The organism is Sphingobium sp. CR2-8, assembly GCF_035818615.1.
Classification (GTDB): domain Bacteria; phylum Pseudomonadota; class Alphaproteobacteria; order Sphingomonadales; family Sphingomonadaceae; genus Sphingobium.
Window position 1 is genome coordinate 1268320 of sequence record NZ_JAYKZY010000002.1, and the last position, 26073, is coordinate 1294392.

Consider the following 26073-nt stretch of genomic DNA (forward strand, 5'->3'; position numbering starts at 1 on the left):
CTATAGGCGGTGGAGGCGATGGACAACAGGGGGCATGATCGGCCGCAGGCGCAATTTCGGCTCGACTGGGTCGATGTCGCGCGTGGCATTGGCGTCGTCGCCGTCGTGATCGGCCATGTGTGGACGCGCGGGCCGGTGCGCGACGCCATGTATAGTTTTCATATGCCGCTCTTCTTCCTGCTGTCGGGCATGTTGTCGCGGCCCCATGCAATAGGGGATTTTACGCGACGACAACTGGTGAAGCAGATGCGGCCCTACGCCGCGTTCCTGCTCATATTGTTGGTGGCGGACCAGATCATCGAACGCCTGAAGGGCGGTCTGCCCATCTTCCACCAATGGCCAGGTGATAGCATCCCGATCCTGCTGGGCGGGTCCTGGCTGCGGGGGCCTTATACCATCTTCTGGTTCGTGCCCTGCCTGCTTATTGCACGGCTGTTGTTCAACGTCGCGTTGGTGCGCTGGCCGGATGTGCTCAACCGGCGGTGGGGCCTCATCCTGTTGCCGATGATCGTCCTGGCCTATGCGCTGGGTCGGTGGACGGAGGCGTCGCCCCTGGGAGTTTTGAGCGTGCCTATGGCATTTGTGCTGCTATGGACCGGGGCGATATGGCCGCGTATCCGCTGGCGGGGCTGGATGTTGCTTCCCTTGAGCGCGCTGGCGCTGGGCGGGCTGGCGGGAGTGTTCCCCACGCTCAACATGAAAGCGGCGGACTATGGTTGGCCGCTCCTGTCGATCGGTTCGGCAGTGGCGACCAGTTTGCTCCTGTTTCGCCTGTCCGCCTTGATCGCGCCCTTCGCCGGGTCGGTCGCGGCGGTGGGGCGGGCTTCGCTGGTGGTCATGTACCTCCATGTCGCGGTGATCCACTATCTGTCGCCCTATCTGGGCAAGCCGTGGCTGCTGCTGTTGGCGTTGCTCGTTCCGTTCTGCCTGTATCAAGCTATCCGCCGTTCGCATGTAGCGTCCCGCTGGCTGCTCTAACCGCATCCATGAAAACGCTTGCCGTCAAACAAAAAGGGACTGGCGCATCGTCTTGATGCGCCAGTCCCTTTTGGCAGCCCTGATGCGACCCGAAGGCTGCTAATAAGATCAGCCGTGCAGCTTGATCGCCGTCTCCGCGATGCGGCGGCCCTGATAGCGTGCGCCTTCCAGTTCTTCCTCGCCGGGCTGGCGGCTGCCGTCGCTGTCGGCCAGGGTGGTCGCGCCATAGGGCGATCCGCCGCGCACCTTGTCCACGCCCATCTGGCCCTGGAACCCATAATCGAGGCCGACGATGGTCATGCCGAAATGCAGCAGGTTGGTGATGATCGAAAACAACGTGACTTCCTGCCCGCCATGCTGGCTGGCGGTCGAGGTGAAGGCCCCGCCGACCTTGCCGTTCAAGGCGCCGCGCGCCCACAGGCCGCCGGCCTGATCGAGGAAGGCCGCCATCTGGCTGGACATGCGGCCAAAGCGGGTGCCGGTGCCGACGATGATCGCGTCATAATCCGCCAGTTCGGCGACAGTCGCGATTGGGGCTTGCTGATCCAGTTTGAAATGCGCGTTTTTCGCAACTTCCAGCGGCGCGGTTTCGGGAACGCGCTTGATGTCGACCTGCGCGCCTGCGGCGGCGGCGCCTTCGGCCATGGCCTGGGCCATCTGTTCGATATGCCCGTAGGAGGAATAATAGAGAACCAAGACTTTAGCCATGAAGCGTCTCCTTCACATGGTAGGGGAAAAGGGAGTGGCCGCCCGCATAGGGGATGCGGGCGGCCCGGCCCGTCCGATGGGAGGGGGGATGGACGGGCCGAAGGGGTCAGATGCTGTCCACCAAAACGATTTCGGCATCTTCCAGTGCCGTGATCGTGATCGGCCCGCCGCTCAGAATGGCCGCACCGTCGCGAGCTTCGAACGGTTCGCCGTCGATCTCGATCCGGCCCGTCGCCGGAACCAGATAGAGGTGGCGGCCTTCCGCGCTGTCGTAGGTGACGCTCGTCCCGGCCTTCACCGTACCGCCCAGCAAGCGGGCGTCGGCGCGGATGCGTAGCGCCTCCCTATCCTCGTCATAGCCGCTCGCCAGCACCGCCAGCCTGCCGGAACGCTCGCCCGTCGGGAACGGCTTGGCGCCCCAACTGGGCTGGCCGCCGCGGACACGGGGCATGATCCAGATCTGGAACAGGGTGGTGGTTTCATCCTCCAGATTATATTCGGCGTGGCGGATGCCGGTGCCCGCCGACATGACCTGCACGTCGCCTGCCTCCGTACGCCCCTGATTGCCCAGGCTGTCCTTGTGCGTGATCGCGCCGGTGCGAACATAGGTGATGATTTCCATGTCGGCATGCGGGTGCGGTGGAAAGCCGGATCGCGGGCCGATCTCGTCATCGTTCCACACCCGGATCGCGCCCCAGTGCATGCGATCGTCGTCATGATAATCGGCGAAGGAAAAATGATGGCGCGCGTTCAGCCAGCCATGGTCGGCATGGCCCAGCGACGCGAACGGGCGGCGCTCTATGCGGCTCGTGATGGTCGTGGTCATACGGAATGCCTTTCGTTGCGGAGGCGGATGCTTCCGCTTGCTTTCCGACAATCTAGCCATCAGGATCGTTTCTTAAACCGGCAGCTTTGAAACGGATTGTTTCCCGATGCGATTACCTGACTTCGAGGCCTGGGCTATGTTCGCCGCGGTGGTGGAACATCGCAGCTTCACCGACGCGGCCAAGGCGCTGAGCGTGTCGAAGGCCACCGTGTCCAAGGCGGTAACCCGGCTGGAGGAGCATCTGGACACCAGCCTGTTCAACCGCACCAGCCGCCGCCTGGCGTTGACCGAAAGCGGCAAGCGGTTGGCCGATCATGCCCATCGTATCATGGCGGAGGGGCAGGCGGCGGAGGAAGCCGCGCGCGACGAAACGGCGGAATTGTCGGGTGTCGTGCGACTGGGCGCGCCGATGACCTTCGGTCTGATGCGGATCGCGCCGATGGTGGCGCAATTCACCAAGGAACATCCGCTGGTGGATGTCGACCTGCACCTGTCCGATGCGCAGATCGACATTGTCGAAATGGGGCTGGACGCGACCATCCGCATCGCCGACATGCCGGACAGCTCGCTGCGTGCGCGTCGGCTCGCGGACGTGACTTTGCATGTCGTCGCCTCACCCGCCTATCTGGAAGAACGAGGACGGCCGCAACACCCGTCCGATCTCGGAACGCATGATTGCCTATGCTACTCCAACGTCGCGGCGCCCGATGTGTGGCGCTTTGCCGGGCCGGGGCAGCAGAATGTGGTGGTGCAGGTGCGCAGTCGTATAACCGTGAACAGTGGGGAGGCGATGCTGCCCGCGCTGCGTATGGGCGTGGGCATCGCGCGATTGCCCGACTTTATCATCGGCGACGCGCTGGCGAAGGGGGAGGTGGAAGAGATATTGACCGATTGGCGGCCCGCCCCCTTCGGCCTGCATCTGGTGACGCCGCCGTCGCGCCTGCGCCCTGCGCGCGTCGATGCGCTGCTCGACTATCTCACGAAGCATCACGGCTGTTAACCGCGCCGGTAAAGTCCCGCGAAACATTTGGCGCGCCGCGTCAAATCGGTACGGTTGAAAGCGCATTTGCGCGTCGTTTCGTAGGTGAATCCATCTTGACTCCGGTTGGGACGTTTCCATCTCAACTCTTTGTAAACAGATTCGTTTTCTAGCAACTCGTGGATTCCTGCCGGTTAGCGAAAAATTAACCTTTGTCCTTCAGAAGTTTTTTGGTTAATGAATTGGAGCAGAAGCCGTTCTGGTGGGTGAACGGGACTGCGACACACCGACAGGTGTTACACAAGGGGCTTCACATGCGCGTGCTGCTGATCGAGGACGAACCGACCACCGCCAAGGCGATCGAGCTTATGCTCACGACCGAAGGCTTCAATGTCTATACGACCGACCTGGGTGAGGAAGGCCTCGATCTGGGCAAGCTGTATGATTACGACATCATCTGCCTGGACCTGAATTTGCCTGACATGCACGGCTATGACGTGCTGAAGAAGCTGCGCGCCGCCAAGGTGCAGACGCCGGTGCTGATCCTGTCGGGCATTTCGGAAATGGATAGCAAGGTCCGCTCCTTCGGCTTTGGCGCCGACGATTATGTGACCAAGCCCTTCCATCGCGAAGAGCTGATTGCCCGCATCCACGCCGTGGTCCGCCGGTCGAAGGGGCATAGCCAGTCGGTCATCCGCACCGGCAAGCTGTCCGTGAACCTCGACGCCAAGACGGTGGAAGTGGACGGCAACCGCGTCCACCTGACCGGCAAGGAATATGCGATGCTGGAACTGCTCTCGCTGCGCAAGGGCACGACGCTGACCAAGGAAATGTTCCTCAACCACCTCTATGGCGGGATGGACGAGCCGGAACTCAAGATCATCGACGTGTTCATCTGCAAGCTGCGCAAGAAGCTGGCGCTCGCATGCAGCGGCGACAATTATATCGAGACGGTCTGGGGCCGTGGTTATGTGCTGCGCGATCCCGACGAAATAGTGGAAGAGCAGGCCAAGGTCGCCTGATCGTCAAAGGGTTAATGGGGGGTGGAAAGGCCGGGGTCCGAAGGGATGCTGGCCTTTTCCCGTTTTGCGGCATGGATCATAGCGCCGGTTACGGTTAAGGCCGCGTCATGGATGATCTGTTTGCCGATCGCACCTTGCGGGAACGAACGCTGAGCCGGGCCGATATCGCGCCGCTGGCCAAGGGCTTGCCCACGCATCTGATCGATTGCGACCTGGAAGAGGCCGACCTGTCAGGGTTGGACCTGTCGCGCTGGACATTCGAACGCTGCCAAATGCGCCGCACGGACTTTGGCGGCACGAAGCTGGACGGGACGCGGTGGCAATCCTGCCGGGGCGGGTTCGTGCTCTTTACCGGTGCGGATTTGCGCGAAGCGGAATTTCTGGCGTGCGATTTCAACAATGGCGTATTGCGTCGCGCGAAGCTGTTCGGCGCGAAGTTCGAACGGTGCAAGCTGACCGGCGCAGACCTGGCCGAAGCCAGCGCGCTGGACGTGCAGTTTATCGAAACGCTGCTGGTAAATGCGCGGCTGCCCGGCTTTTCCTTCCGCAAGCAGGCATTGACCTCGGTCGACTTCAGTCAGGCGGACCTCGCCAAATGCGATTTCCGAGGCACGTCGTTCGACGGATGCAGCCTGCGCGATGCGGGGCTCGACGGGTGTCGGTTCGATGGCGCGGATTTGCGTGGCGCGGATATTGGCGGGTTGCGGCTGGTCAATGCGGGGCTGTTTCGCGGCGCGACCATATCGCGGGAGCAGGCGGGGCAGTTGCTGGGCGAACTGGGATTGAACGTGCGCTGACATAAGAACGGGCCAGCTGCCTGAAAGGCAACCGGCCCGTTCATCAGGCGAAGGGGCGTCGAGCGGCGGAGTGGAAAATATCCGCCGTCCGTGTCACGCCCCGTGCGGGGTCAATCGTCCGCCTGATTGGGAGTGGGGGTGCTGCTGGTCGCGCCTTGCCCGGAGGCGTCACCCGAAATCTGACCGCTGGCGTCGATGGAGGCGGCATTGTCGAGCGCGCCGCCCGCCCGCCCCGCCACGTTGCCTGCCGCCGATCCAGCGCTACTGGTAACCCCCGAAGCGCGATCCCTTGCGGCGTTGGCCGCCATGCTTGCACGGTCGCGGCTGTTGGCGACCGTCGTGGCGGCGCGATCCCGTGCGGCGGTTGCCGTGTCGGTTGCCCGATCGCGCACTGCGCTGCCGGTTTCCGTGGCGCGATCACGCACAGAGCCGACGGCATTGCGCGCGTCGCTGGCGCCCAGCGTATCCACTGCCAGGCCGCCATTGGCAGCGCCGTTGGCCGATCCCGACGCGCTGCCGCTGCGTGTCCTGCCGTTGCGGGTGGCCGAACCGCTGGCGCTGCCATCTGCGCGACCACGGCCCGAACCGCTGGCGCCGACGCGCCCATTGTCGAGATCAACGCTACGGTCGAGGCTGCCAGCGCCGTTCAGCGATCCGCCGAGCGATCCGCCCAGGCCGCCGCTGCCGCCACCCAATGCGCCGCCCAGCGATCCGCCCAGGCCACCACCGCCGCCACCCAGAAGCTGGGCCGGAGCGGGCGCGGCCGACAGGGCGGCAAGGCAGGCGGTCGCGATCAGGAACTTGGCTTTCATCACTCGTCTCCTTCATGGCTTTCAATGCGATGTCGGGAGAACGGAAGGGCGATAGACTTTAATCCCTGCCAGCCAAGGAAATCTGCAAGCATCTGATAATCATTCGTTATTTCTGCAATTTGCGCATAGCAGCGGCGGCTGTCCCCTACGCGCCGGATCGGCTTCCGCTTTCAGCGCAGCCAATGTGCCGCGCGCGAACAGGCGCCCCGCCACCAGCGGCGCGGCAAAACTGGTGCCGCGCACCGCGCTCTTGCCGCCTGCGCTGTCCGCCGCCTGCATGTCCGCCCCCGGGGCGGCGAAATCGACGTGCAGCGCGCGGCCTGCTTCGGGCAGGGTGCGACCGCGTCCGTCGATACCCGTCACGGCGATGACGCTGGGGTAGGAGGCTGGATAAGCGGGCGGCGCGGCGGGGCCGTCATTGCCGACCGCCGCTACCACCGTTACGCCTTTGTCCCGCGCCAGCCGGATCGCGCCATCCAGCAGGGGATTGGCTGGACCCACCAGACTGACCGTCACCACGCGGACGCCCCGCGCCGCCATCCAGCCCAATGCCCGGACGATGGCGAAGGTGCCGCCGCCTGCCGGATCGTCGCCATAGACATCGGCGACCAGCAAAGGCGCGCCGGGCGCTGCGCCCCGCACAACGCCGTCGCCGCTGATGAGCGAGGCGACGGCGGTGCCATGGGCGCTGGCGCGCGGCGCACCCTGCGCAAAACCGCGCTGTTCGATCGGCCCGTTCAGCGCCGGATGCCGCGCCACGCCGCCGTCGATCAGCCCGGCGACACGGCCCTCCACCCGCCCGCCGCCTGCCAGCGCGCCGCTGGCCATCGCCAGGGCCGGACCACTGGGAAAATAGAGATTGTCCGCGCTCGCCTGCGCGCGCGGGGCAAGTTTGCGCACATCCCGCAAGGCGCGGCTGAGGGTCCGGTTGCCAGGTGGCGTCAGACGGACGATCGGCAGGTCGATGCCCTCGACCGTCTCGCCCTCCACGCCATAGCCTGCTGCGCGCAGCGCCTTGAGCGCACCCTCGTCCGCCCCGGTCAGCAAGATCACGCCCCGTCGCGCCGGTTCGCGCCGATCGTCCAGTTCGATCCGGTCGCCATGATTTCGTAGCAGGTCGGTGATCCTGTTCAGGCGCGCCGTCGCCAGCCGTTCCGTCAGACGTTCAGGGGCAAGCCGATCGATCCCGGCGGCGTCAACCATCGCGCCGACGCGGCCCAGCGTGTCGGGCACGACCTGCCCGACGGCGCCCAAACCGCCGCCGCCCGGTAGCAACTGCGCTTGCGCGCCCGATGTCGCGCCAGTGGGCGCAATTAGGATCAGTCCCGCGATCATCCAGGGACGCGTCAGCCTCATGTCCAATTCACCGATCCTTTCGCCTGCAAAATCATCCATTGCGAAAAAATGTCCATCCGTCTTTTGTGTGGGGATGAAACGGATGGCCTGTTACGTTTCATCCTTCGAACATGTGACGGAGACATGATGTCGTTCGAAAGCGACCTGCTTGCGATCCTGCCCCGGCTGCGGCGCTTTGCCGCCAGCCTGTCGCGCGACCGCGCCGATGGCGACGATCTGTGCCAGGCGGCACTGGAGCGCGGGCTGAAATCGCGCGACCAGTGGCAGCCGGGCACCCGTCTGGATAGCTGGATGTATCGGATCATGCGCAATCTGTGGATAGACGAAGCCCGCGCTCGCCAGCGTGCCGCCAAAACTTTCGCGCCGGAAGAAGCGGGCACGCATATAGGGCATGCCGGCGACCGCGATGTGGAGGCGCATATGATGCTATCCGACGTCGATCGCGCGATGCAGGCGCTGCCTGCCGAACAGCGCGAAGCCATCGCGCTCGTGCTGGTGGAGGGGCTTTCCTACAAGGAGGCGGCGGCGGTGCTGGGCGTACCCATGGGGACGCTGACATCGCGGCTGGTGCGGGGTAGGGGCGCGTTGCTGGAATTGATGGGAGAGGCGGCATGACGAACATCGATGAAGCCATGCTGATCGCGCTGGTCGATGGGGAACTGGACGAGGTCAATCGCCGCCGCGTCGAGCGCGCGGTCGCGGGCGATCCGGCGCTGGCCGATCGGCTGGCGCATCACCAGCGGCTGCGTGACCTGCTGGCTGGCCATTATGCGCCTGTCGCTCAAGAGGCCGTGCCGGATCGGCTGCGTCTCCTGCTGCAGGACAGCGGCACCGTGACGCCGATGGCACGCCCGGCACGGCGCTGGGGCGCTTGGGCAACGGGAGGAGCGATCGCTGCCAGTCTGGTGCTGGGGCTTGGTCTTGGTCGCCTGTCCGGCGGAGACGCGGGGCCGATCGGTGCGCAGGATGGCGTGATGGTGGCGCAAGGCCCCCTTGCCACCGCACTGGACAGCCAATTGGCGTCGGCGCAGGGTGACACGCCGATCCGCATCGGCCTCACCTTCCAGCGCAAGGGGGGTGGCTGGTGTCGCAGCTTCGACGGGGCAATGGCAGGGGTTGCCTGCCGGGAAGGCGAGGGCTGGCAGATACAGCAGCTTCTCCCGGGAGCAGGCAAGAATGGGGCGTATCGGCAGGCATCTTCCGCCGACATGCGGGTGATGGCGACGGTGGACGCGCTGATCGCGGGCGCGCCGACGGATGCAGCCGGGGAGCAGGCGGCGCAGGCAAGGAACTGGCGCTGACGCAATGATCGCTATTCGGCCGGACCGGCCATCATCTCGTCGATCTTGGATGCCAACGCGTCCAGTGCGAAGGGCTTGGTGATCATGCTCATATTGTCGCCCAGGAAACCCGCCCGCACTGCGGCATTTTCCGCATAACCCGTGACGAACAGGATCGGCAGGTGCGGCCGATGTTCGCGCGCCACTTCGGCCAACTGCCGCCCGTTCATGCCCGGCAGGCCGACATCGGACACCATCAGGTCGATCGGCCGCGCCGATTGCAGGATGGGAATGGCCTCGCTCGCGTCGCTGGCCTCCAGTGGCACATAGCGCAGATCTTCCAGCACATCGCGCACCAGCAGGCGGACCGATGGGTCGTCCTCCACCACCAGCACCGTCTGGCCCTGTCCTTCCTGCACGGCGTGCACGATGCGTTCCTTGGCGTCGTGCGCGGCCTCGCCAGCGGGCAGGTAGATCTTCACCGACGTACCGACGCCCGGCTGGCTATGGATGCGCACCTGACCGCCCGACTGCCGCGCAAAGCCATAGACCATCGACAGGCCAAGCCCCGTCCCCTGACCGATCGGCTTTGTGGTGAAGAAGGGCTCGAACACCTTGTCGATGACATCGGGCGGCATGCCGACGCCACTGTCGGAAACGGATATGACGACATAATGGCCCGCTGCTATGTCCGGCTTCGCCGCGGCATAGGCGTCGTCCAGCTCGACCGTGCCGACCTCGACCGTCAATTCCCCGCCGTCCGGCATGGCGTCGCGGGCGTTGATCGCCAGATTCAATATCGCATTTTCCAGCTGATTGGGATCGACCACCGCATGGGGCGCGCCGTCCCCCGGCATGATCTTCAGCCGGATATTCTCGTGGATGCTGCGCGCCAGCAGGTCGTCCAGAGCCGTGAGCAGAGCGTTGATATCGACCGACCGGGCATCGAGCGACTGTCGACGTGAAAAGGCGAGCAGGCGAGCCGTGAGCGCCGCCGCGCGCTGCGCCGAAGTGGATGCGGCGTCCATGAAACGATCTAGATCGTCCAGCCGACCCGAAGCGATCCGCCGTTTGGCGATGTCGATGCCGCCAATCACGCCGGTCAGCATATTGTTGAAATCATGGGCGATGCCGCCGGTCAGCTGCCCGACGGCCTCCATCTTCTGGCTCTGGCGCAGAGCGGATTCGGCGTGCGCACGGCTGACCATTTCCGCTTCCAAAGCGGCAGTACGTTCCGCGACTTTCTGCTCCAGCGTCTGGTTGAGTCGCTGGGCCGACTGGACCAGACGCGCATTTTCGATCGAAATCGCCGCCTGCGCCGAAAGCCCCAGCGCCAGCCGCTCCGCGCGTTCGTCGAACTGGTTGGGCTGGGCATGGCCGAAAAAGAGGCTGCCGATCACCTCGCCCGATCGGGCGATCACCGGCACCGCCAGATAGGACACCACCTTCAGATGCCCCTTTGGCATGCCACGATAGGGGGCATTGCGACCGTAGCGCGGGTCTTGCGTAATATCCGCCGATCGTACCACGCCCTCGCCGGAAAAGGTGGGCGCGAACAACTCGGTATTGCGGGGAATAGGGAAGTGCTTGAAATCCTCCATCTGCGCGCCCGACAGGCTGAAGAGCATATAGCGCTCGCCCATGTCGTCCGTCCGATTGTAGAAGAAGGCCCCCAATTGCGCGCCGGTCAGGTCGCGTCCGGCATCCACCACCGCCTGGACAAGGCGATCCAGGTCCAGTTCCGCCGCGACCTGCCGACCGATGCGGTTGAGGATGTCCAGCGCCTGGCTTTCCTCCCGCAGCGCCGCTTCCGATGCGGCGAGTGCTGCTGCTGCCTGCTTGGGTTCGGATATGTCGATGACGGTGCCGATCAGACGCGTTGCGCGATTGTCATCGAACACCGCGCCGCCGCGCGCGGCGATCCAGCGTTCGACGCCATCCTCTATGCCCACGGTGCGATATTCGATGTCGAACATGCCATCGCCATCGGGGTCCAAGGCCGCAGCCACGGCAGTCGCCGCGCGATTGCGATCGTCAGGGTGCAGTCCGGCCAGGAATGCGCCATCGTAACTGACGGGTGCGTCGGCGCTCAGGCCGAACATCGCCTTGCACCGATCGTCCCAGTTCAGCGTGTCGCCGACCGGATCATAATCCCAGGTGCCGATATTGGCGGCGCCCGTGGCCAGCCGCAGGCGGCTTTCGCTGGTGGCCAGTTCCTCGATCCGATCGCGCATCTCGAACTGTTTGTGACGCGCGCGCATGGCCGATGCGATGGCGCTGACCAGCGACGCGACGCCCAGCGGGCGCTCCAGGACCACGGTATTGGTGACGAAGTCGAGCAGGCGCCCGGGAATCCAGGGGCCGGCAGGGGACCGTCCGGTCCGCTGCGCCTTCAACAGGATGAAGGGGACGTCCGACCATGCAGGCTGGGCGGCCAGCGCGCTTTGCAGCGCGGTCAGATCGCCCGTCAATGCCTCTTCGGTGACGAGGACCGCGCCGATATGGTCGTCCAGCGCGGCTGCGACCGCCGTCACGTCCGCGCAAGTGCGGACATCGTATCGCTCCTTGGCAAGCAGTCCTGCGACGCTGTCCGCATCCCGGCCGAATGGCGCGCAGATCAGAAGGCGGCCGCCTTCCCTGACGCTGTCAGTCGTCACCGGCGCGATCTTCCATCAACGGCAAGGTCGCGCCCAGATATTCGGGCGTGCCAGTCAACACGCCGCGGAAGTCGCGTAGCGGCGCTCCGACTCGGACGCCGTTGCCATCGATCCGAAATTCGCGGATCGCATCCTCGTGCACGCCGCCGCGATTTTTAAGAACGGAGATGGCTTTGCGGACCCGCCCCTCCGCCTCGAAAAAGCGCAGCAGCACGACGGCGTCGGCGACATAGGATATGTTGAGGTTGGTCGACATCGTTCCGACCAGCCCATGTTGGGGATTGATCAGGAACGTCACCACGCCCCGATGGCTGAGATAGGACAGCAACTCGTGCATCTGGAGCAGCAATTGCTGTTCCTGCGGCATGGCCGCCATATAGCCGTTCAGGCTGTCGATCACGATCATGCGGACGCCGCGTTCCTCCACCTCCTGCCGTACGCGCGCGGCAAATTCGCCCGGTGATATTTCGGCCGGGTCGATCTGCTGGATCAGCATGCAACCGTCATCGACATGCCGTTTGACATCCAGACCAAAGGCGGAGGCGCGCGTCAGCAACGTGCCGACCCGCTCATCGAACTGAAATAGGGTGCAGGCTTCGCCGCGTTCGCAGGCGGCATAGAGATATTGCAGGGCGATGGTGGTCTTGCCCGATCCGGCCGGCCCGGTAATCAATGTGCTGGTGCCGCGCATCGGCCCGCCGCCCAACAGGGAGTCGAGAGCGGGAACTTCGCTCTGCACCATGTCGCCGGTGAAATCGACATGATGATCGGCGGCGATCAGGCGCGGGTAGATATCGACGCCGCCCTTGCGGATCATCATGTCATGATAACCGGCGGTAAAATCGATCCCGCGCAGTTTCTGCACCTGCATCCGCCTGCGCGCCGCGCCGAATTCCAACGTCAGCCGCTCCAGCGTGACGACGCCATGGCACAGGCTATGGAGATGCGCGTCGCGCGCATCGCCCGATCCGGTCATGTCGTCCACCAGGATAACAGTCGTTTCCCGGCCGGAGAAAAACTGCTTCAGCGCCAGAACCTGTCGGCGATAGCGCAGCGGATCTTGTGCCAGCAGGCGCATTTCGGAAAGGCTGTCGAACACCACGCGCGTCGGCTTCACGCGGCCTACCTCATCCTGGATCAGGCGTATGGTTTCGCCCAACTCCATTTCCCAGGGATGGATGATCGATTGTTCACGCCCGTCGCCAAATACATCGTCCACCAATTCCAGTTCGAACACGTCGAACCCGTCCAGATCCCAGCCATGGGATGCGGCGACGGCGCGCAACTCCTCGCGGGTTTCGGACAATGTTATGTAGAGGACGCGCTCGCCCAAGCGAACGCCTTCGCGCAGAAATTGCAGCGCCAGCGTGGTCTTGCCCGATCCCGGCGCACCTTCCAGCAGATAGAGACGGTGGGGCGGCACACCGCCGCCAAGGACCGTGTCGAGACCGACATTCCCGGTCGAAATAACCTTCACTTCCATCACTCGTCCCGTCCGCTCATATGAAATGGGACGGTAGCCAAATCCGTGGGGAAGAGAAGCGAAAGTGAAATGATGACTAATATTTCACGCCATTTATTTCGCTTCTAAAGAATTTAAGCGAGATAAGCTTGATCTCGATCAATTCGTATCGCGTCATCGGCCCCCGCGAGAACGGGGGCCGATCATCACGTCAGGGTTTTTCGGTGCCTGGCGTGCTCGTCTTGGGTGCCTTGCCGTCCTCGATCCGGCCTTCGTTGCGCAGGTCACGCCCTTCCTGGGCCTTTTCCTTGGCCTCGGGCGACTTGCCATGCTCGAAGGCTTCTTCCTTGATGTAGCCGGCGGCTTCCTTCGCTTTACCTTCGATGCTCATGCAACTCTCCTATGAACGTCTGCCACGGCAGATCGTGACGAAGCTAAAGCGCATGAGGTGGCGATTGTGTCCGGCGCGTTTCAGGCGTGCGCCACGGCATGGCCTGCGCAGCAGGCGGCCCGGCTGCTTTCGACATAGTCGGGATCGTGCCACCAATAATGTTGGTGCGCGTCCGCCAGCATCGGTCCGACCGGCGTCAGCGCGGCCTGCGGCCGGGCGGCGGCAAAGGGGGCTGCCAGTTGTTCGGGTGTATGGACGACGCCGTTGGCGATCACGTGGCGGACATTGGCGACAGCGGCGATATCCCGCAGGGGATCGCCCTCCACCAGGATCATGTCGGCCAGCATGCCGCGCGCGATCCGCCCGATCGGTTCGCCCAGAAATTCGCCCGACCAGCGTGTCGTCATCATCAGCGCGTCGTGGGGGCGGATGCCGAACTTCACCATGCCCCGCAGGTTGAGGTGCAGGCTGATCGCGGTCAGGTCGATCGGCGCGTCGGTGCCCGAAATCGGATGCCATCCGGCCTCCAGCATCAGCTTGATCTGTGCCACCTGCCGCTCCAGCGAAGCGAGCAGCGCCACGCCGCCTTCGCCCTTCATCGCCTTCACCCGGCTGGTCAGCTTGGCAAATTCCCAGCTGGGATAGAGCGTCCTGATGCGCGGATCGCGCATGAAGCCATCGTCCAGCCCCAGGAGCGACGTTGCCGCGAACAGGGTCGGCGTACGTCCGGCCTTGGCTGCGGCGAACAGGTCGTTGACGTCATGATATCCGCCGCCCAGCGCCGTGATGGTGCGCGAATAACCGTAGCGGTTGGTCGCGCCGGTATGCTCCATGCAATCCATGCCGCTGTGCAGCGCGGGATAATGATAATGGGACGACAGGTGCATGCCCATCTTATGGGATGCGTCCACAACCTCCTTCTGTATGTCATGGCGAAAGCGGACATAGGTTTTCACCATGTCGTAATCGAGCGCCCGGGCGCGCTCCAGTTCCAGCGCCATCTGGCCTTTTTCGGTCACCGGCCGCATGAAATTGTAGAAGATGCGCCCGCCGTCGATCGCTTCGCCGGTGGCATAGTGGCGTGCGGCGATGCGCTTGCCGCTCTGGATCGCCTCCCGGTCCTCGACCATGTGATAGGCCGGGCATCCGGGCGATCGCGTCGCCGTGATCCCCATCGCCAGCCACAGCCGCCCCATCCGGTCGCCATAGCCATAGCCCGCCATCTGCCGATGGGTATGCATGTCTATCAGGCCCGGCATCAGCGTCAGGCCGGGAGCGTCTATGACCTTGGCATTGGCATCAGATGCGCCTGCGCCGTGTGGCGCGACGGCGCTGATGACGTTGCCGTCCAGCACGACATCGACATTGCTCCTATAGTCGGCGGACAGCGCATCCCAGACTTTGCCAGCCCGTATCACGGTGCGACCCGCAGGCTTGGCATTGGCCCATGACAGCCGGCAGGGGATGGTCTGCGCCGCGCCGCCTGCGGCCGGAACGATGCGCAGCTTGCCGTTGCTGAGGTAGAGCAACTGGCTGCCGTCCCCGCTCCAACTCGGCGCGTCGGTCACTTCGGTCGTGATCTGCCGGGGTGCGGTCGTAAAGCGGCCGTCCGGCGCTACGGTCACGACCCAGAGCGTGCTGGCAAAAACGAACGCCATCTGCTTGCCATCGGGCGACCAGACCGGCCCGTCATGACCGCGCGTCCCCAGGGATTTGCCCTCGAACGCCGGACGATAGCTGCCCTTGCCGCTGGCTAAATCCACGGTCAGTATCTCGCTGGCGCCTTCGCGATAGCGGCCTGTTACGGGCTTGAAGGCGGCATAGGCGATGGTCTTGCCATCGGGGCCGAAGCTGGGGCGGCCCGGCTCCCAGATGGCGTCGAACCGTTTGGTAACGGCGCCGCTCGCCACCTCCACCGTATGCAGTGCGCCATCCTGATCGAGGAAAGCGATCATCGTGCCATCCTGCGACCAGCTTCCCCAGGCGACCGCCTTGTCGGGAATGTTGGTCAACTGCCTGTCCTTGCGCGTCGCGATGTCATGCAGCCAGAGGTCCAGCGTGCCGCCGCGATCGGACGAATAGGCGATCGTCCGGCCATCGGGCGACCAGGCGGGATCGCATTTGTGGAAGGGGTCGGTGATGATCGCCTTGGGCGCGCCACCCACGGGCATCAGATAGATGTCGTTCAGCGCCGCGAAGACGATGCTCCGGCCGTCAGGCGAGAGCATCGGCGCTGCGATCCCAACCACGGGCTTGGGCGCGGTGGACGTGAAGTTGCGCGTCTTCTTGGCATAGTCGGGCGTCGTCACCGGCACCTGGGTCGAGAAGGGGATGATCGACGCCTTGCCGCCTTTCAGCCGACGCAGCTTGCCGTTCGATCCATGAAGGATCGCGCCATCCTGGGTAAAAGCGGGGCGGAAGGGGTAGAGATCCTCGCCCAAGACGATGTCCTTGTCCCCCAGAACCAGCGTCAGAGATGCGGGCTGCACACGGGTATAGGCGATCGTGCCATCGGGCGCGAAGGCCGGGGCCATGATCGCCGATGGGGTGAAGCGATCGGCGGACGGCGTGACCGACGCGACATCACTGACCGCACCCGTGGCAACGTCCGCCACCACCAGTCTGGCGCCACCCGCGACATAGGCGATGCGCTTGCCGTCGGGCGACCAGGTCGGCTCGCTGTCATTGGTCGTGCCCTTGGAAAAGGGCGTGACCCTGCCGCTCGCGACATCGAGCAGGTAGATGGCGTAGCGTCCCTCCGCCCGGTCGCTGGCGAAGGCGATCGTTTTGCCATCGGGCGACCAGCGCGGTTCGCGATCGTCCACCAGCCCGTCCGTATGCTGGCGCATGTCGCCGCCGTCGGCGGCCACCGACCAGATATGGAAATGGCCGGTGCGATAGGATTGGAAGGCGATGCGCTTGCCATCGGGCGACCAGTCGGGCTGGGCCAGGTCATCGAAATCGCCGGTCAGGCGCTTGAGCGGGCCACCCCCGACCGGCAGCGTCCAAAGGATACCGAGCAGGTCGAAGGCGATGCGCTTGCCATCGGGCGAGAGCGAAAGCGCGACGTTGGTGCAGTCCTCCACTCGCACCATCGTTTCTTTCCCCGGCACAGGCGCACCGGCCGACTGCGCCAATGAAGCCGCGCTGCCCGCTACGATCAGGCCGATGCCGCCAGCCGCCATCGCTTCACGCCGGTTCACACCCGCCAATTTGGTCATGTCAGAACTCCAGATTGAACCGGCCATAGTAAAAGCCGCCGCTGATGCCGTAGGGGGCATAGGCATTGTAGAGGCTGCCCACCGTGCGATTGACCGGCTTCAGCTTGTCGGGATAGGTGTTGAGCAGATTGTTGGCGCCGACCGACAGCTTCACCCCCTGCGCCAGCTTATAGCCCAGTTCGAGATCGAGGATCGTCTTGGGCGTCAGCTTTTCGTCCACGAAATCCAGCGTGCAACCCGCACTCCCCGCCGTACAGCCCACAAAATCGCTGGTGTGAAAGACGCGCGCGCCCGCCCGCTGAACCACCTTGCCATAACGGGTGGCGCGCAGGTTCAGGTTGAAATCATCCTTTTCCCACAGGACATTGGCGATGAACTTGTTACGCGGTGTGCCTTCGGACAGATCGCCGATCTTGGCGCGGCCGATCAGCGCTAGGCCCGACGCCGCGATCACGGCCGGGACCGGGTCGATATGGGTAAAGATCGTCTTGTTGAAATTGGCCGACAGGCTGAAGGTCGCCGTCCCCATATCGCCCAGTCCGGCGCGGTAGGTGCTGACGATGTCCAGCCCGCGCGTGCGCGTATCGGCGGCGTTGGAAAAGATGAGGCCGCCCGCCACGCCCCGGATACCCGCCGTCGCCAGCGCGTTCATGACCACCGCGCCGCTCAGTGTCTCGCTCAGCAGGATGCGGTCCCTGACCTTGATCTGATAGGCGTCGATGGTGAGGTTCAGGTTGGGCGCGGGGGTGATGACGACGCCCGCCGACAGGTTGCGTGATTTTTCAGGCCGCAGCGATACCGCGCCCAGCGCGCGCGCGGCAATGCCATCGACCGGCAGCGCCTGCACCGGCAGCAACTGGTTCACCCCGTTGACCGGCACGTTGATGGTGGAGGATGACGCATAATGCTGCTGTTGCAGCGTCGGTGCGCGAAACCCCGTGCTGGCCGTGCCGCGAACGGCGAAGCCGCGCGTGGGTTCTATGCGGATCGACGCCTTGCCGGTGTCGGTGGTGCCGAAATCGGAATAATCCTCATGTCGTCCGGCCAGACCGAACTCGACGCCCTCGATGATCTTCCCTTCCAGGTTGACATAGGCGCTCCAGTTGTCGCGGCTCCAGCTACCCGAACCTGATGGCAGGAAACCGGTGACCCCCTGTGATCCGACACCGGTGCGGGTCTGCCCAGCCAGCCAAGCTCCCGGCGGCGAACGATAGCCGCCGTCGATATAGGATACCGGGTCGCCCGGCCCGATCAGGAATTTATTCTTCTTATACTCCCCGCCCACCGCCAGTGCGATCGGACCGGCCAGACCGATGTCGAATTCCTTGCTCAGGTCCAGATTGCTGGTCCATTCGTCGAACCGGATCTTGCCCAGGTAGAAATGCGTCGGGCTGGCGGTGCCCAATGACGGGTTGAGCGACGTGGTCTGCGCATATTTGACCTCGTTCTGCGCATAGCTGGTCGACAGGTCGGCGCGGATGCCGCTGCCTATGTCGCCACGCAGGCCCGCCGCGACCTGGAAATCCTCGTCATAGACATGGATGCGCGGAATATAGCCTTCGGAATAGATTTCGTAGATGTTGTTGAGCGCCGCCGGGTTGCGATAGGTCAGCCAACCCGCCGCATGGCGCTTGGAATAGGTGCCGAAGCTGTAGAGTTCGAAACGGTCGCCCACCGGCAGCATCGCGTCATAGCCGACATTGCCGCCGATGACCTGCGGCTGGCCATATTTGGCGCGGATGCGATTGGGGTTCGCGTTGCGCGGATCGCCGGTCGGATAGAAGGGGTTGGTCGTGATCGGGCTGCTCTTCGTGATCGTATTGTCCTGCAACACGCCATCGCCCGAAATATGGATATAGCCGCCATCGGCGCCGAGCGAAAAGCCCTTGTCGACCTGCCAGCGCCCCTGCCAGCCGCCATTGTCGGCCGTGCTGCCCAGCGTCAGCGCCGCGCCGCCGGATGTGTCGTTCTTCAGGAGGATGTTGACCACGCCCGCGATCGCATCCGACCCATATTGCGCCGACGCGCCATCACGCAGCACTTCGATGCGCTGGATCGCGTTGCCGGGGATCAGGTCCAGGTCCGGCGGCGACTGGCCGTTCTGGACGGAGCCATTGATGAACAGGGTCGCGGTATTGTGGCGGCGCTTGCCGTTTACCAGCACCAACAATTGATCGCCGCCCAGTCCGCGCAAGGAGAGGGTGCGTACCGCCCAGCTCGCGCCTGCGCCATTGTTCGACACGTTGATCGACGGCACCAGCGTACCGAGCAGGTCGCGCACCGACTGTTTGCCGCTCGCTTCCAGATCCTTTTCGCCCAGCACGTCGATCGGTGCCAGGCTTTCGGCGACGGTCCGGTTGGTGGTGCGGGTGCCGGTCACGATGATCGGCGTCGCATCCTCGACCGGTTTTGGGGCAGGGGCCATCGTCATGGCCGAAGGTGCCGCACCCGGCACGTTGGCCTGCGCATATTGCAGGCCAAGCGGACTGCGCCGGGCGGCGCTGCGGCTGGACGGTGCGGCCAGGGCGATCACCCCGGCGCCGGCGGGCGTGGACGTCAAGTCTGTGCCCGCCAGCAGGCGCGCAAGGGCGTCCTGCGTGGATAGCCAGCCCTGGATGCGGCGACTGCGGATCGACGCGACCTCGTCATAAGGAAAAAGGATGCGGATGCCCGACTGGGCGGACAATTGACGCAGCGCGCTGCTCAGCGGCTGGACATGGATGTCGAAATTGTGCCGCTGGGTCAGTGTGGCGTCCGCCGGTGCGGCGGCAAGGAGATGGCTAGGCGACACGAGGCAGATGGCGAGGGCCATCCCCGCCATGGCATGGCGATTACGCATTGTCTGTTCCCCTGCTGGACCGGCGTTCTAAGGCCGTTCTGCTGTCATCAACGAAGAAAGCATGGGATTCCCCTACCGTTCGTCAGGTGATCACGACATAAAATGTTTCTGATAGGGTTATGATAAACAGTCTGTTCGACGAACCTATTGCCTGAACCGCCAACTATATTGTCAGCGGACAGTAATCAGGTGCCCGTCTGCAGCACCCAGCGTTCGGTGCCTTCCAGGCCGATAGCGGTCAGACGTCCCGAAAAATAGGCGCCGGTGTCTATGCCGATCCGGCCCGCCTGCTGGTCCACCTCGCGGCTGATGCTGTGGCCGTGGACGACCATCTTGGGATGGACGCCCCGGTGGCCCAGAAACTCCTGCCGTATCCAGCGCAAGTCGTTCGCGCTCTGCTCTTCTATGGGTATGCCGGGACGGATACCGGCATGGACGAACAGGTAATCGCCGATCGCAACACTGTCGGGCATGCTGTCGAGAAAATCGACATGCGCGCGCGGCACGTTGGTTGCCATCCAGGCTGCGACCTCTTCGTCGCTCATCGTCCAGAACAGCGCGGGGGGCAGGCCATAGCTTGCCAGCGTCGCCTCGCCCTCCATCCGGCGGAACAGGGGCAGGGCGCGCACGTCGCCGCGTGCGGCCAGGATGAATGCTTCCTCATGATTGCCCTTGAGGCAAACGACATCCCCGCCCGACGCGCACAGGGCCATCACCCGCTCCACAACCGCGCGGGACTCCGCGCCCCGGTCGACCAGGTCGCCCAACAGGATCAGGCTGATGGCCTTTCGCGGTCGATCCTTGTCGTCCTGCGCAATCATCGCCAGCAATGCGTCGAGCAGGTCGATGCGGCCATGCACGTCGCCGATCGCATAGACCCGGCGATCCGCGCCGACATCGGGGATCGGTGCCGCGTCCCGCGCTGCTCTGCGCCAGAATTTCATGAGGGCCAAAATCTCATGACGATGAATGTCGCATCAGAGGCGGGGAGAGTCACGCCCTGCTGCCCCATATATTTGCCTGCCCGGTCGGCATAGCTGACCTCGCATGGCTCGTTGCCCTGAAGGAACAGGAACTGGCACGCGCCTTCATTGGCGTAGATTTTGGCGGGCAGGGGCGTGGTGTTGGAAAATTCCAGTGTCACATGGCCCTCCCAGCCCGGCTCCAGCGGCGTTACGTTTACGATGATGCCGCAGCGCGCATAGGTGGATTTGCCAAGACAGATGACCAGCACGTCGCGCGGCACGCGGAAATATTCGACCGTGCGGGCCAGGGCAAAGCTGTTGGGTGGGATGATGCAGCAGTCGGTCTTGCGATCGACGAAATTCTTGGGATCGAAATCCTTGGGGTCGACGATCGTGCTGTCGACATTGGTGAAGATCTTGAACTCGTCCGCCACCCGCGCGTCATAGCCGTAGGAGGACAAGCCGTAGCTGATACAGCCTTCGCGCCGCTGGCTCTCCACGAACGGCTCGATCATGTTGGTTTTCAGCGCCTGTTCGCGGATCCATTTGTCGGAAAGAATGGCCATGGGTCTTAGCTCTTTTTTGCAGGGCCGATGCCCAGGTCCGCCGGACCGAAGGCATGGGGCAGGAGTTGGGCGACGGACAGGTTGAGGATACGGTCTCCGCTGGGCGTGGCGCAATAGATGGCCAGCGTGCGACCCGCCATCTGCTCGGCCTCGTTCATGATCTGGCGACAACGACCGCAGGGCGTGACGAGCGCTTCTTGCGCATCATCCATCGCGCCGCCGACCACGGCGATTTCCGTTACGTCAGCGAAACGACCTTGCACGTTGACGCTCGCCAGTGCCACCGTTTCGGCGCAGAGCGACAGGCCGTAGCTGGCATTTTCGAAGTTGCAGCCGGTCACGATGCTGCCGTCGGTCAACCGCACCGCCGCGCCCACCGCAAAGCGGCTATAGGGCGCATGGGCGTGGGCCATCGCCGCTCGCGCAGCGTCGATCAACTGTCCAACTCGCTGTCTATCTTGCATCAGGGCGCCACCACATTCCATCGTACCGGACCATCGACGCCGTCGATATGCCGCATATCGGTGGCTGTCCACATCACCCATGGCCGGGTGGCGTAATCGGGCGGGAAAAAATTGCCGTCCAGCCACAAGGTGCGATTGATTCCCGACCCGATGTCATAGGCCTTGTCGAAATCCTCGGTCACGTTGATCAGCACCGTCTTGCCCGCATGCCCCTCCACCAGATTGACCAGCGTGTTGAGTTCGGACAGCAACTGGTCACGGTTCGGACGCGCCGTGCAGGCGGGGAGAAGGCCAGGCGGATGACCGGCGGCAGCGCGGCATTGTCGCGCGGCACCGTGGTCATGTAGCGAGTGGCCTGATCGATGGCGAGGCGGCAGGGCGTAAATTCCAGCAACGCGCCATAACGCAGGCCCGCCGTCCGCGCGCCCCGCCAGTTGGCGGCGAACGCCGGATCGCGCCGGTTTGCGGCGTCCGCTGCGCGAATATAGGCCAGGTCCACGCCCTGCGCCGCCAGCGTGCCCCAGTCGACCGGACCGTTGTCGGCACTGATGGTCACGCCCTGCACCGGATATTGGTCGCGGCTCGGCGCCCATCCGCGCGCGTAGATCCACAGCGCCAATGCCAGTGCTGCGACCACAGCCAGTCCCGCCCCGACGCGGACCAGCAGGCCCCCCAAAGTCACTACCCTGATCGTCCTACCCCTTGATATGCAGTACGCAGATCAGCGTGAACAGCCGTCGTGCCGTGTCGAAATCGACATCGATCTTGCCTTCCAGCCGTTCCTTCAACATCTCCGCCGCGTCATTGTGAATGGCGCGGCGGGCCATGTCGACCGTTTCGATCTGCTGCGGCGACGCGTTGCTGATCGCCTGATAATAGCTGTCGCAAATGGCGAAATATTCGCGGATCGGCCGACGAAACCGGCCCAGACCCAGGATGATGGCCTCCAGCGGGGCATCATCCTCCCGGTTGAGTTCGATCACCAGCCGTCCGTCCTCGACCCGCAGCACGACCTTATAGGGACCGGCATAGCCGTCGGCATGAACGCGCTGCGGCGCGAAATGATTATCCTCCAGCAGGTCGAAGATGGCGATGCGCCGTTCCTGCTCCACATCGGCATTGCGCCACAGGATCGTGCGCTGGTCCAGCTGGATGTCTATGATGCGCGGATCGGCCATGATGAAGGCGATAGTCAGTGCGGCGGCGCGCGGCGAAAAGCAAGCGGGACTTATCCACAGATGGTTTCCATTCTGGCCCTTGCATGGCGCGCGCGAGCGGAGGAAAGAGAGGCCATGGTCGAACTGCTGAAAATCACCCCCGCCGAACCCGGCGGAACCGAATTGCCGCGCAATGTCGAGGCGGAGGCCGCGCTGCTGGGCGCGATCATGATCGACAATCGCATTGCAGAGGATGTGCAGCTCAAGCTGAAGGCCGAACATTATTTCGAGCCGCTGCACGGCCGCATTTACGACGCGATCATGCGCCTGCTGGACAAGGATATGGTCGCCAACCCCGTGACCTTGAAGCCGATGCTGGAACAGGACCCGGCGCTCAAGGAACTGGGCGGGGCGGCCTATCTGGCGCAACTGACCGGCAACGGCGCGGCGCTGATCGGCGCGCGCGACTTCGCGACGCAGATATACGACCTCGCATTGCTGCGCCAGCTTGTCAGCGTCGGCCGCGAACTGGTTGAAAATGCGCTGGATACCAGCGAGGACGTCAACCCCCGCGAGCAGATAGAGGCGGCCGAAGTCGCGCTCTACAAAGTATCAGAGGGCGAAGGCGAGGGCGGCTCGGTCAAAAGCTTCCTGATGGCGTCCACTGCGGCGGTGCAGGTGGCAGAACGCGCGCTCAACAGCGGCGGCCATGTGTCGGGGATCACGACCGGCATCAACAGCCTGAACGCCAAGATCGGCGGCCTGCACAATTCGGACTTGATGATCCTGGCCGGGCGCCCTGGCATGGGCAAGACGTCGCTGGCGACCAACATCGCCTATAATGCCGCGTCGCGCTGGCTGCGGGACAATGCCGACGGCATCCCGGCGGAAAAGAATATGGGCGCGAAGACCGCCTTCTTCTCCTTGGAAATGTCGGCCGACCAGCTGGCGACCCGCGTCCTGGCCGAACAGTCGGGCATCAGCGGCGAAGCGCTGCGCATGGGCAAGATCAGCCGCGCAGACTTCCAGAACCTCTCGCGCGCCGCGCGCGAATTACAGGAACTGCCCCTGTTCATCGACGATACGCCCGGCCTGACCATCGCCGCGCTCCGCACCCGCGCGCGCCGGTTGAAGCGGCGGCACGATATCGGTTTCATCGTGGTCGACTATCTCCAACTGCTTCAGGGAACCGGGCGGGGCAACGAGAACCGCGTCAACGAAATTTCGGAAATTTCGCGCGGCCTTAAGACCTTGGCGAAGGAACTGCATGTGCCGGTGCTGGCGCTGTCGCAGCTCAGCCGTGCGGTGGAACAGCGTGAAGACAAGCGGCCCCAACTGTCCGACCTTCGCGAATCCGGCTCCATCGAGCAGGACGCGGACATGGTCTGGTTCGTGTTCCGCGAGGATTATTACGAAGCTGCCAAGGAGCCGAAACCCGACGACGAGGCCGCCTATGCCACGTGGAAAGAAAATATGGAGCGCATCTACGGCAAGGCGGAAGTTATCATCGCAAAGCAGCGCCACGGCTCCACCGGCCGTATCCGCATGAAGTTCGACGCGAAGATCACCCGTTTCTCCGACCTCGCCGACGATGGCTATGAGGATTTGAGCTACGAATAGACCGGCGCGTCGCTGGGTGAACCGCAGCGTGGCAAGGGCCAAGGTAGAGCTTCGATAGAGAAACCGAACCCTGGCCCTTGCCGGGCACGCGACTAACCCTTGGCCGCCTTCGCCCGCGCCGCGACGCGCGTCTCCAGCATCGACAGCGGCATCGCGCCTTCCTCAAGAATGGCGTGGAACTGCTTGATATCGAACTGCTTGCCCAGCGTGGCCTGCGCGGCCTGACGCGCCTTGGTCCACACGCCATGACCGACCTTGTAACTGGTCGCCTGGCCCGGCTGGGTGCAATAACGCTCGACCTCGCGCTGGCAGCGGGGGCGGGCGAAGCCGGTCTTTTCGACCATGTAATCGGTCGCCTGCTTGGCGCTCCATTGTTTCGCATGGATGCCGGTGTCGACCACCAGCCGGGCGGCGCGGAACAGGAAGGACTGGAGATAGCCAGCCCGGTCGAGCGGCGTCTCATAGCCGCCCAGTTCGTCCGCCAACTGCTCGGCATAGAGCGCCCAGCCTTCGCTATAGGCGCTCATGAAGGCGGTCTTGCGCAGCATCGGGATGTCGCCAGCCGTTTGCGCTGTCGATATCTGAAGGTGATGGCCCGGCACGCCTTCATGATAGGTCAGCGCAGGCAGGCCATATTTCGGCCAGTCGCCCACATCCTTGAGGTTAATGAAGTAGATGGCCGGCCGCGATCCATCCAGTGCGGCGCGGTTATAATAGCCGTTCGACGCGCCATCCTGTATTTCGACAGGCACCGCGCGGATTTCCAGCGCGGTATCGGGAATGGTCGCGAAGGCTTCGGGGAGCTTGGCTTTCATCGCATCGACATCGCGGTTGAGCTGCGCCAGCAACGCCGCACGTCCGTCCGGGCTGTCGGCATAAAGCTGGGACGGTTCGACGTTCAGCGCCGCCAGCCGCTCGCCGATCGTACCTTTGCTGTAGCCCGCCCCCTTCAGGATCGTATCGAGCTGCGCGCTGATGTCGGCGACCTGTTCCAGCCCCATGGCGTGAATTTGGTCGGCGGACAGATCGGTCGTCGTCGCGCTCTTGAGCGCCGCTGCGTAGATTTCGTCACCCCGAGGGGTGCGCCACACGCCGTCGCCCGCCGCGGACTTGCCCTTCAGCGCCTCGATCGCGGCGATCTGCTCATCCAGCGCGGGATAGATGGATTTCTCCACGACGGCAGCGGCCTGCGACTGCCAGTCGCCCGCTATGCCCTTGGCGGCGGCGCGCTTGACCAGCGACTGCACCATCGAACTGTTAGCAGCAGCCTGGCCGCGCAGCTTCTTCATCTGCCCCAACGTCAGGTCGAGCGACCAGCCGGGGGCCAGATAGCCGCGCGCCGCCTCGTCCCGCTGTAGCGCGGTGTCGGTGCGCAGGTTGCGGGCGAACGCCTCCAGTCGCGCGACATAGGCGTCGCAATCGCCCGCGACGTTGATGGTGTGAGCGGTGTTGAGGAAATCGGGGGTCGAAAAATAGCTGCCGCCCTGCTGGAAGATCCGATAGGGGCGCACCGCGCTGTTCAGGCCGAATTTCGCCGGGGCGACCGTCTGCTGGTCCAGCGCGTAAAGGATGACGTCCAGGTTCAATCGCTGCGCGTCGGACAGTTTGGCCGATTTGTAGCCATCCAGTTCCCTGATCGCAGCCTGCGTCGCCGCCAGCTTTTTGAGCATCGCTGATTTGCTGTTGTCGTCCAACTGGCTCTTGGCTTCGGCGCGTGCGCCCTTGTCGAGACCAAGACTGGTCACGAAGCTGGGCGACATGTCCAGTTGCCGTTCGAAAATTGCGGCGAAAGCGGCCGACAGGCGGGCGTCGTCCGCATCGGCACCCTGTGCCAGCGCGCGCGGTGCGGCGACGCTAACAGCGGCTGCGCCACTGGTAGCAAGAAATTGACGGCGATCCATGGACGACTCCCTTATGTCAGATAAGGAAGTTTATCGCGTCCTAAGACGCGTCCGTCCACCCGCTTGTAACTT

21 protein-coding genes and 1 pseudogene are annotated in these 26073 nt (G+C 64.0%); 7 read left to right on the forward strand and 15 right to left on the reverse strand.

Translation table 11 applies throughout. The features are described from left to right. Positions 1–18: 18 nt before the first annotated feature. Complete coding sequence (locus U5A82_RS10105) at positions 19–978, forward strand: acyltransferase family protein (protein ID WP_326290576.1); 960 nt, start codon at positions 19–21, stop codon at positions 976–978. A 108-nt stretch (positions 979–1086) separates the two neighbouring features. Here the strand turns inward: U5A82_RS10105 and wrbA are convergent, their stop codons facing one another. Both wrbA and U5A82_RS10115 read right to left on the reverse strand, forming a co-directional pair. Then, a complete protein-coding gene (wrbA, locus tag U5A82_RS10110) occupies positions 1087–1686 on the reverse strand; it encodes an NAD(P)H:quinone oxidoreductase (RefSeq protein ID WP_326290577.1) in 600 nt (199 codons plus the stop codon). Positions 1687–1792: 106 nt separating this feature from the next. After that, a complete protein-coding gene (locus tag U5A82_RS10115) occupies positions 1793–2512 on the reverse strand; it encodes a pirin family protein (protein ID WP_326290579.1) in 720 nt (239 codons plus the stop codon). A 106-nt stretch (positions 2513–2618) separates the two neighbouring features. Between U5A82_RS10115 and U5A82_RS10120 the strand changes: the two genes are divergently transcribed. The 3 genes from U5A82_RS10120 to U5A82_RS10130 all read left to right on the forward strand — a co-directional run bounded on the left by U5A82_RS10120 (position 2619) and on the right by U5A82_RS10130 (position 5310). Then, entirely contained in the window at positions 2619–3512 is an 894-nt protein-coding gene (locus U5A82_RS10120; RefSeq protein ID WP_326290581.1) for a LysR family transcriptional regulator, read from the forward strand. Positions 3513–3805: 293 nt separating this feature from the next. Then, complete coding sequence (gene ctrA, locus U5A82_RS10125; RefSeq protein WP_326290583.1) at positions 3806–4513, forward strand: response regulator transcription factor CtrA; 708 nt, start codon at positions 3806–3808, stop codon at positions 4511–4513. A 107-nt stretch (positions 4514–4620) separates the two neighbouring features. Then, the gene (locus tag U5A82_RS10130) at positions 4621–5310 is read left to right on the forward strand and encodes a pentapeptide repeat-containing protein (protein WP_326290585.1); all 690 of its coding nucleotides are present in this window, start codon (positions 4621–4623) and stop codon (positions 5308–5310) included. A gap of 110 nt (positions 5311–5420) precedes the next feature. Here the strand turns inward: U5A82_RS10130 and U5A82_RS10135 are convergent, their stop codons facing one another. Both U5A82_RS10135 and U5A82_RS10140 read right to left on the reverse strand, forming a co-directional pair. Next, positions 5421–6122 (reverse strand): hypothetical protein, encoded by a 702-nt coding sequence (locus U5A82_RS10135; RefSeq protein ID WP_326290586.1) that lies wholly within the window; start codon positions 6120–6122, stop codon positions 5421–5423. Between the two features lie 99 nt (positions 6123–6221). Beyond that, positions 6222–7517 (reverse strand): S8 family serine peptidase, encoded by a 1296-nt coding sequence (locus tag U5A82_RS10140; RefSeq protein ID WP_326290588.1) that lies wholly within the window; start codon positions 7515–7517, stop codon positions 6222–6224. An 87-nt stretch (positions 7518–7604) separates the two neighbouring features. On the opposite strand from U5A82_RS10140, the gene U5A82_RS10145 reads away from it, so the two are divergent. Together U5A82_RS10145 and U5A82_RS10150 are read left to right on the forward strand one after the other, a co-directional pair. After that, a complete protein-coding gene (locus tag U5A82_RS10145) occupies positions 7605–8093 on the forward strand; it encodes an RNA polymerase sigma factor (RefSeq protein ID WP_326292900.1) in 489 nt (162 codons plus the stop codon). Continuing rightward, positions 8090–8779 (forward strand): anti-sigma factor family protein, encoded by a 690-nt coding sequence (locus U5A82_RS10150; RefSeq protein WP_326290589.1) that lies wholly within the window; start codon positions 8090–8092, stop codon positions 8777–8779. Before U5A82_RS10145 ends, U5A82_RS10150 begins: the two co-directional genes overlap by 4 nt. 11 nt (positions 8780–8790) lie before the next feature. On the opposite strand, the gene U5A82_RS10155 is transcribed toward U5A82_RS10150, so the two are convergent. The 10 genes and pseudogenes from U5A82_RS10155 to U5A82_RS10200 form a co-directional block, all read right to left on the reverse strand. Beyond that, on the reverse strand, positions 8791–11415 hold the full coding sequence (locus tag U5A82_RS10155) for an ATP-binding protein (protein WP_326290591.1): 2625 nt from the start codon (positions 11413–11415) through the stop codon (positions 8791–8793). Then, a complete protein-coding gene (locus U5A82_RS10160) occupies positions 11405–12898 on the reverse strand; it encodes an ATPase domain-containing protein (RefSeq protein WP_326290593.1) in 1494 nt (497 codons plus the stop codon). The genes U5A82_RS10155 and U5A82_RS10160 overlap by 11 nt, the downstream gene beginning before the upstream one ends. 190 nt (positions 12899–13088) lie before the next feature. Beyond that, complete coding sequence (locus U5A82_RS10165; RefSeq protein WP_326290595.1) at positions 13089–13268, reverse strand: hypothetical protein; 180 nt, start codon at positions 13266–13268, stop codon at positions 13089–13091. A gap of 80 nt (positions 13269–13348) precedes the next feature. Then, positions 13349–16489 carry an amidohydrolase family protein gene (locus tag U5A82_RS10170; RefSeq protein ID WP_326290596.1) on the reverse strand — a complete coding sequence of 1047 codons (3141 nt, stop codon included), beginning with the start codon at positions 16487–16489 and terminating at the stop codon, positions 13349–13351. Position 16490: 1 nt separating this feature from the next. Then, the gene (locus U5A82_RS10175; RefSeq protein ID WP_326290598.1) at positions 16491–19328 is read right to left on the reverse strand and encodes a TonB-dependent receptor plug domain-containing protein; all 2838 of its coding nucleotides are present in this window, start codon (positions 19326–19328) and stop codon (positions 16491–16493) included. 185 nt (positions 19329–19513) lie between these two features. Further along, positions 19514–20272 (reverse strand): metallophosphoesterase family protein, encoded by a 759-nt coding sequence (locus U5A82_RS10180; protein WP_326290599.1) that lies wholly within the window; start codon positions 20270–20272, stop codon positions 19514–19516. Next, positions 20269–20859, reverse strand: coding sequence for a dCTP deaminase (gene dcd / locus U5A82_RS10185; RefSeq protein WP_326290601.1), 591 nt, complete (start codon positions 20857–20859; stop codon positions 20269–20271). Before dcd ends, U5A82_RS10180 begins: the two co-directional genes overlap by 4 nt. 5 nt (positions 20860–20864) lie before the next feature. Beyond that, positions 20865–21323 carry a cytidine deaminase gene (locus tag U5A82_RS10190; protein ID WP_326290603.1) on the reverse strand — a complete coding sequence of 153 codons (459 nt, stop codon included), beginning with the start codon at positions 21321–21323 and terminating at the stop codon, positions 20865–20867. Then, positions 21323–21990: pseudogene (locus U5A82_RS10195) on the reverse strand (GH25 family lysozyme). Before U5A82_RS10195 ends, U5A82_RS10190 begins: the two are co-directional and overlap by 1 nt. Before the next feature lie 28 nt (positions 21991–22018). After that, positions 22019–22501, reverse strand: a complete 483-nt coding sequence (locus U5A82_RS10200) for a UPF0262 family protein (RefSeq protein ID WP_326290605.1) — start codon at positions 22499–22501, stop codon at positions 22019–22021. A gap of 114 nt (positions 22502–22615) precedes the next feature. Between U5A82_RS10200 and U5A82_RS10205 the strand changes: the two genes are divergently transcribed. Continuing rightward, positions 22616–24100, forward strand: a complete 1485-nt coding sequence (locus U5A82_RS10205) for a replicative DNA helicase (protein ID WP_326290606.1) — start codon at positions 22616–22618, stop codon at positions 24098–24100. 92 nt (positions 24101–24192) lie between these two features. On the opposite strand, the gene U5A82_RS10210 is transcribed toward U5A82_RS10205, so the two are convergent. Beyond that, positions 24193–26001 (reverse strand): DUF885 domain-containing protein, encoded by a 1809-nt coding sequence (locus U5A82_RS10210; RefSeq protein ID WP_326290608.1) that lies wholly within the window; start codon positions 25999–26001, stop codon positions 24193–24195. Between the last annotated feature and the right edge of the window lie 72 nt (positions 26002–26073).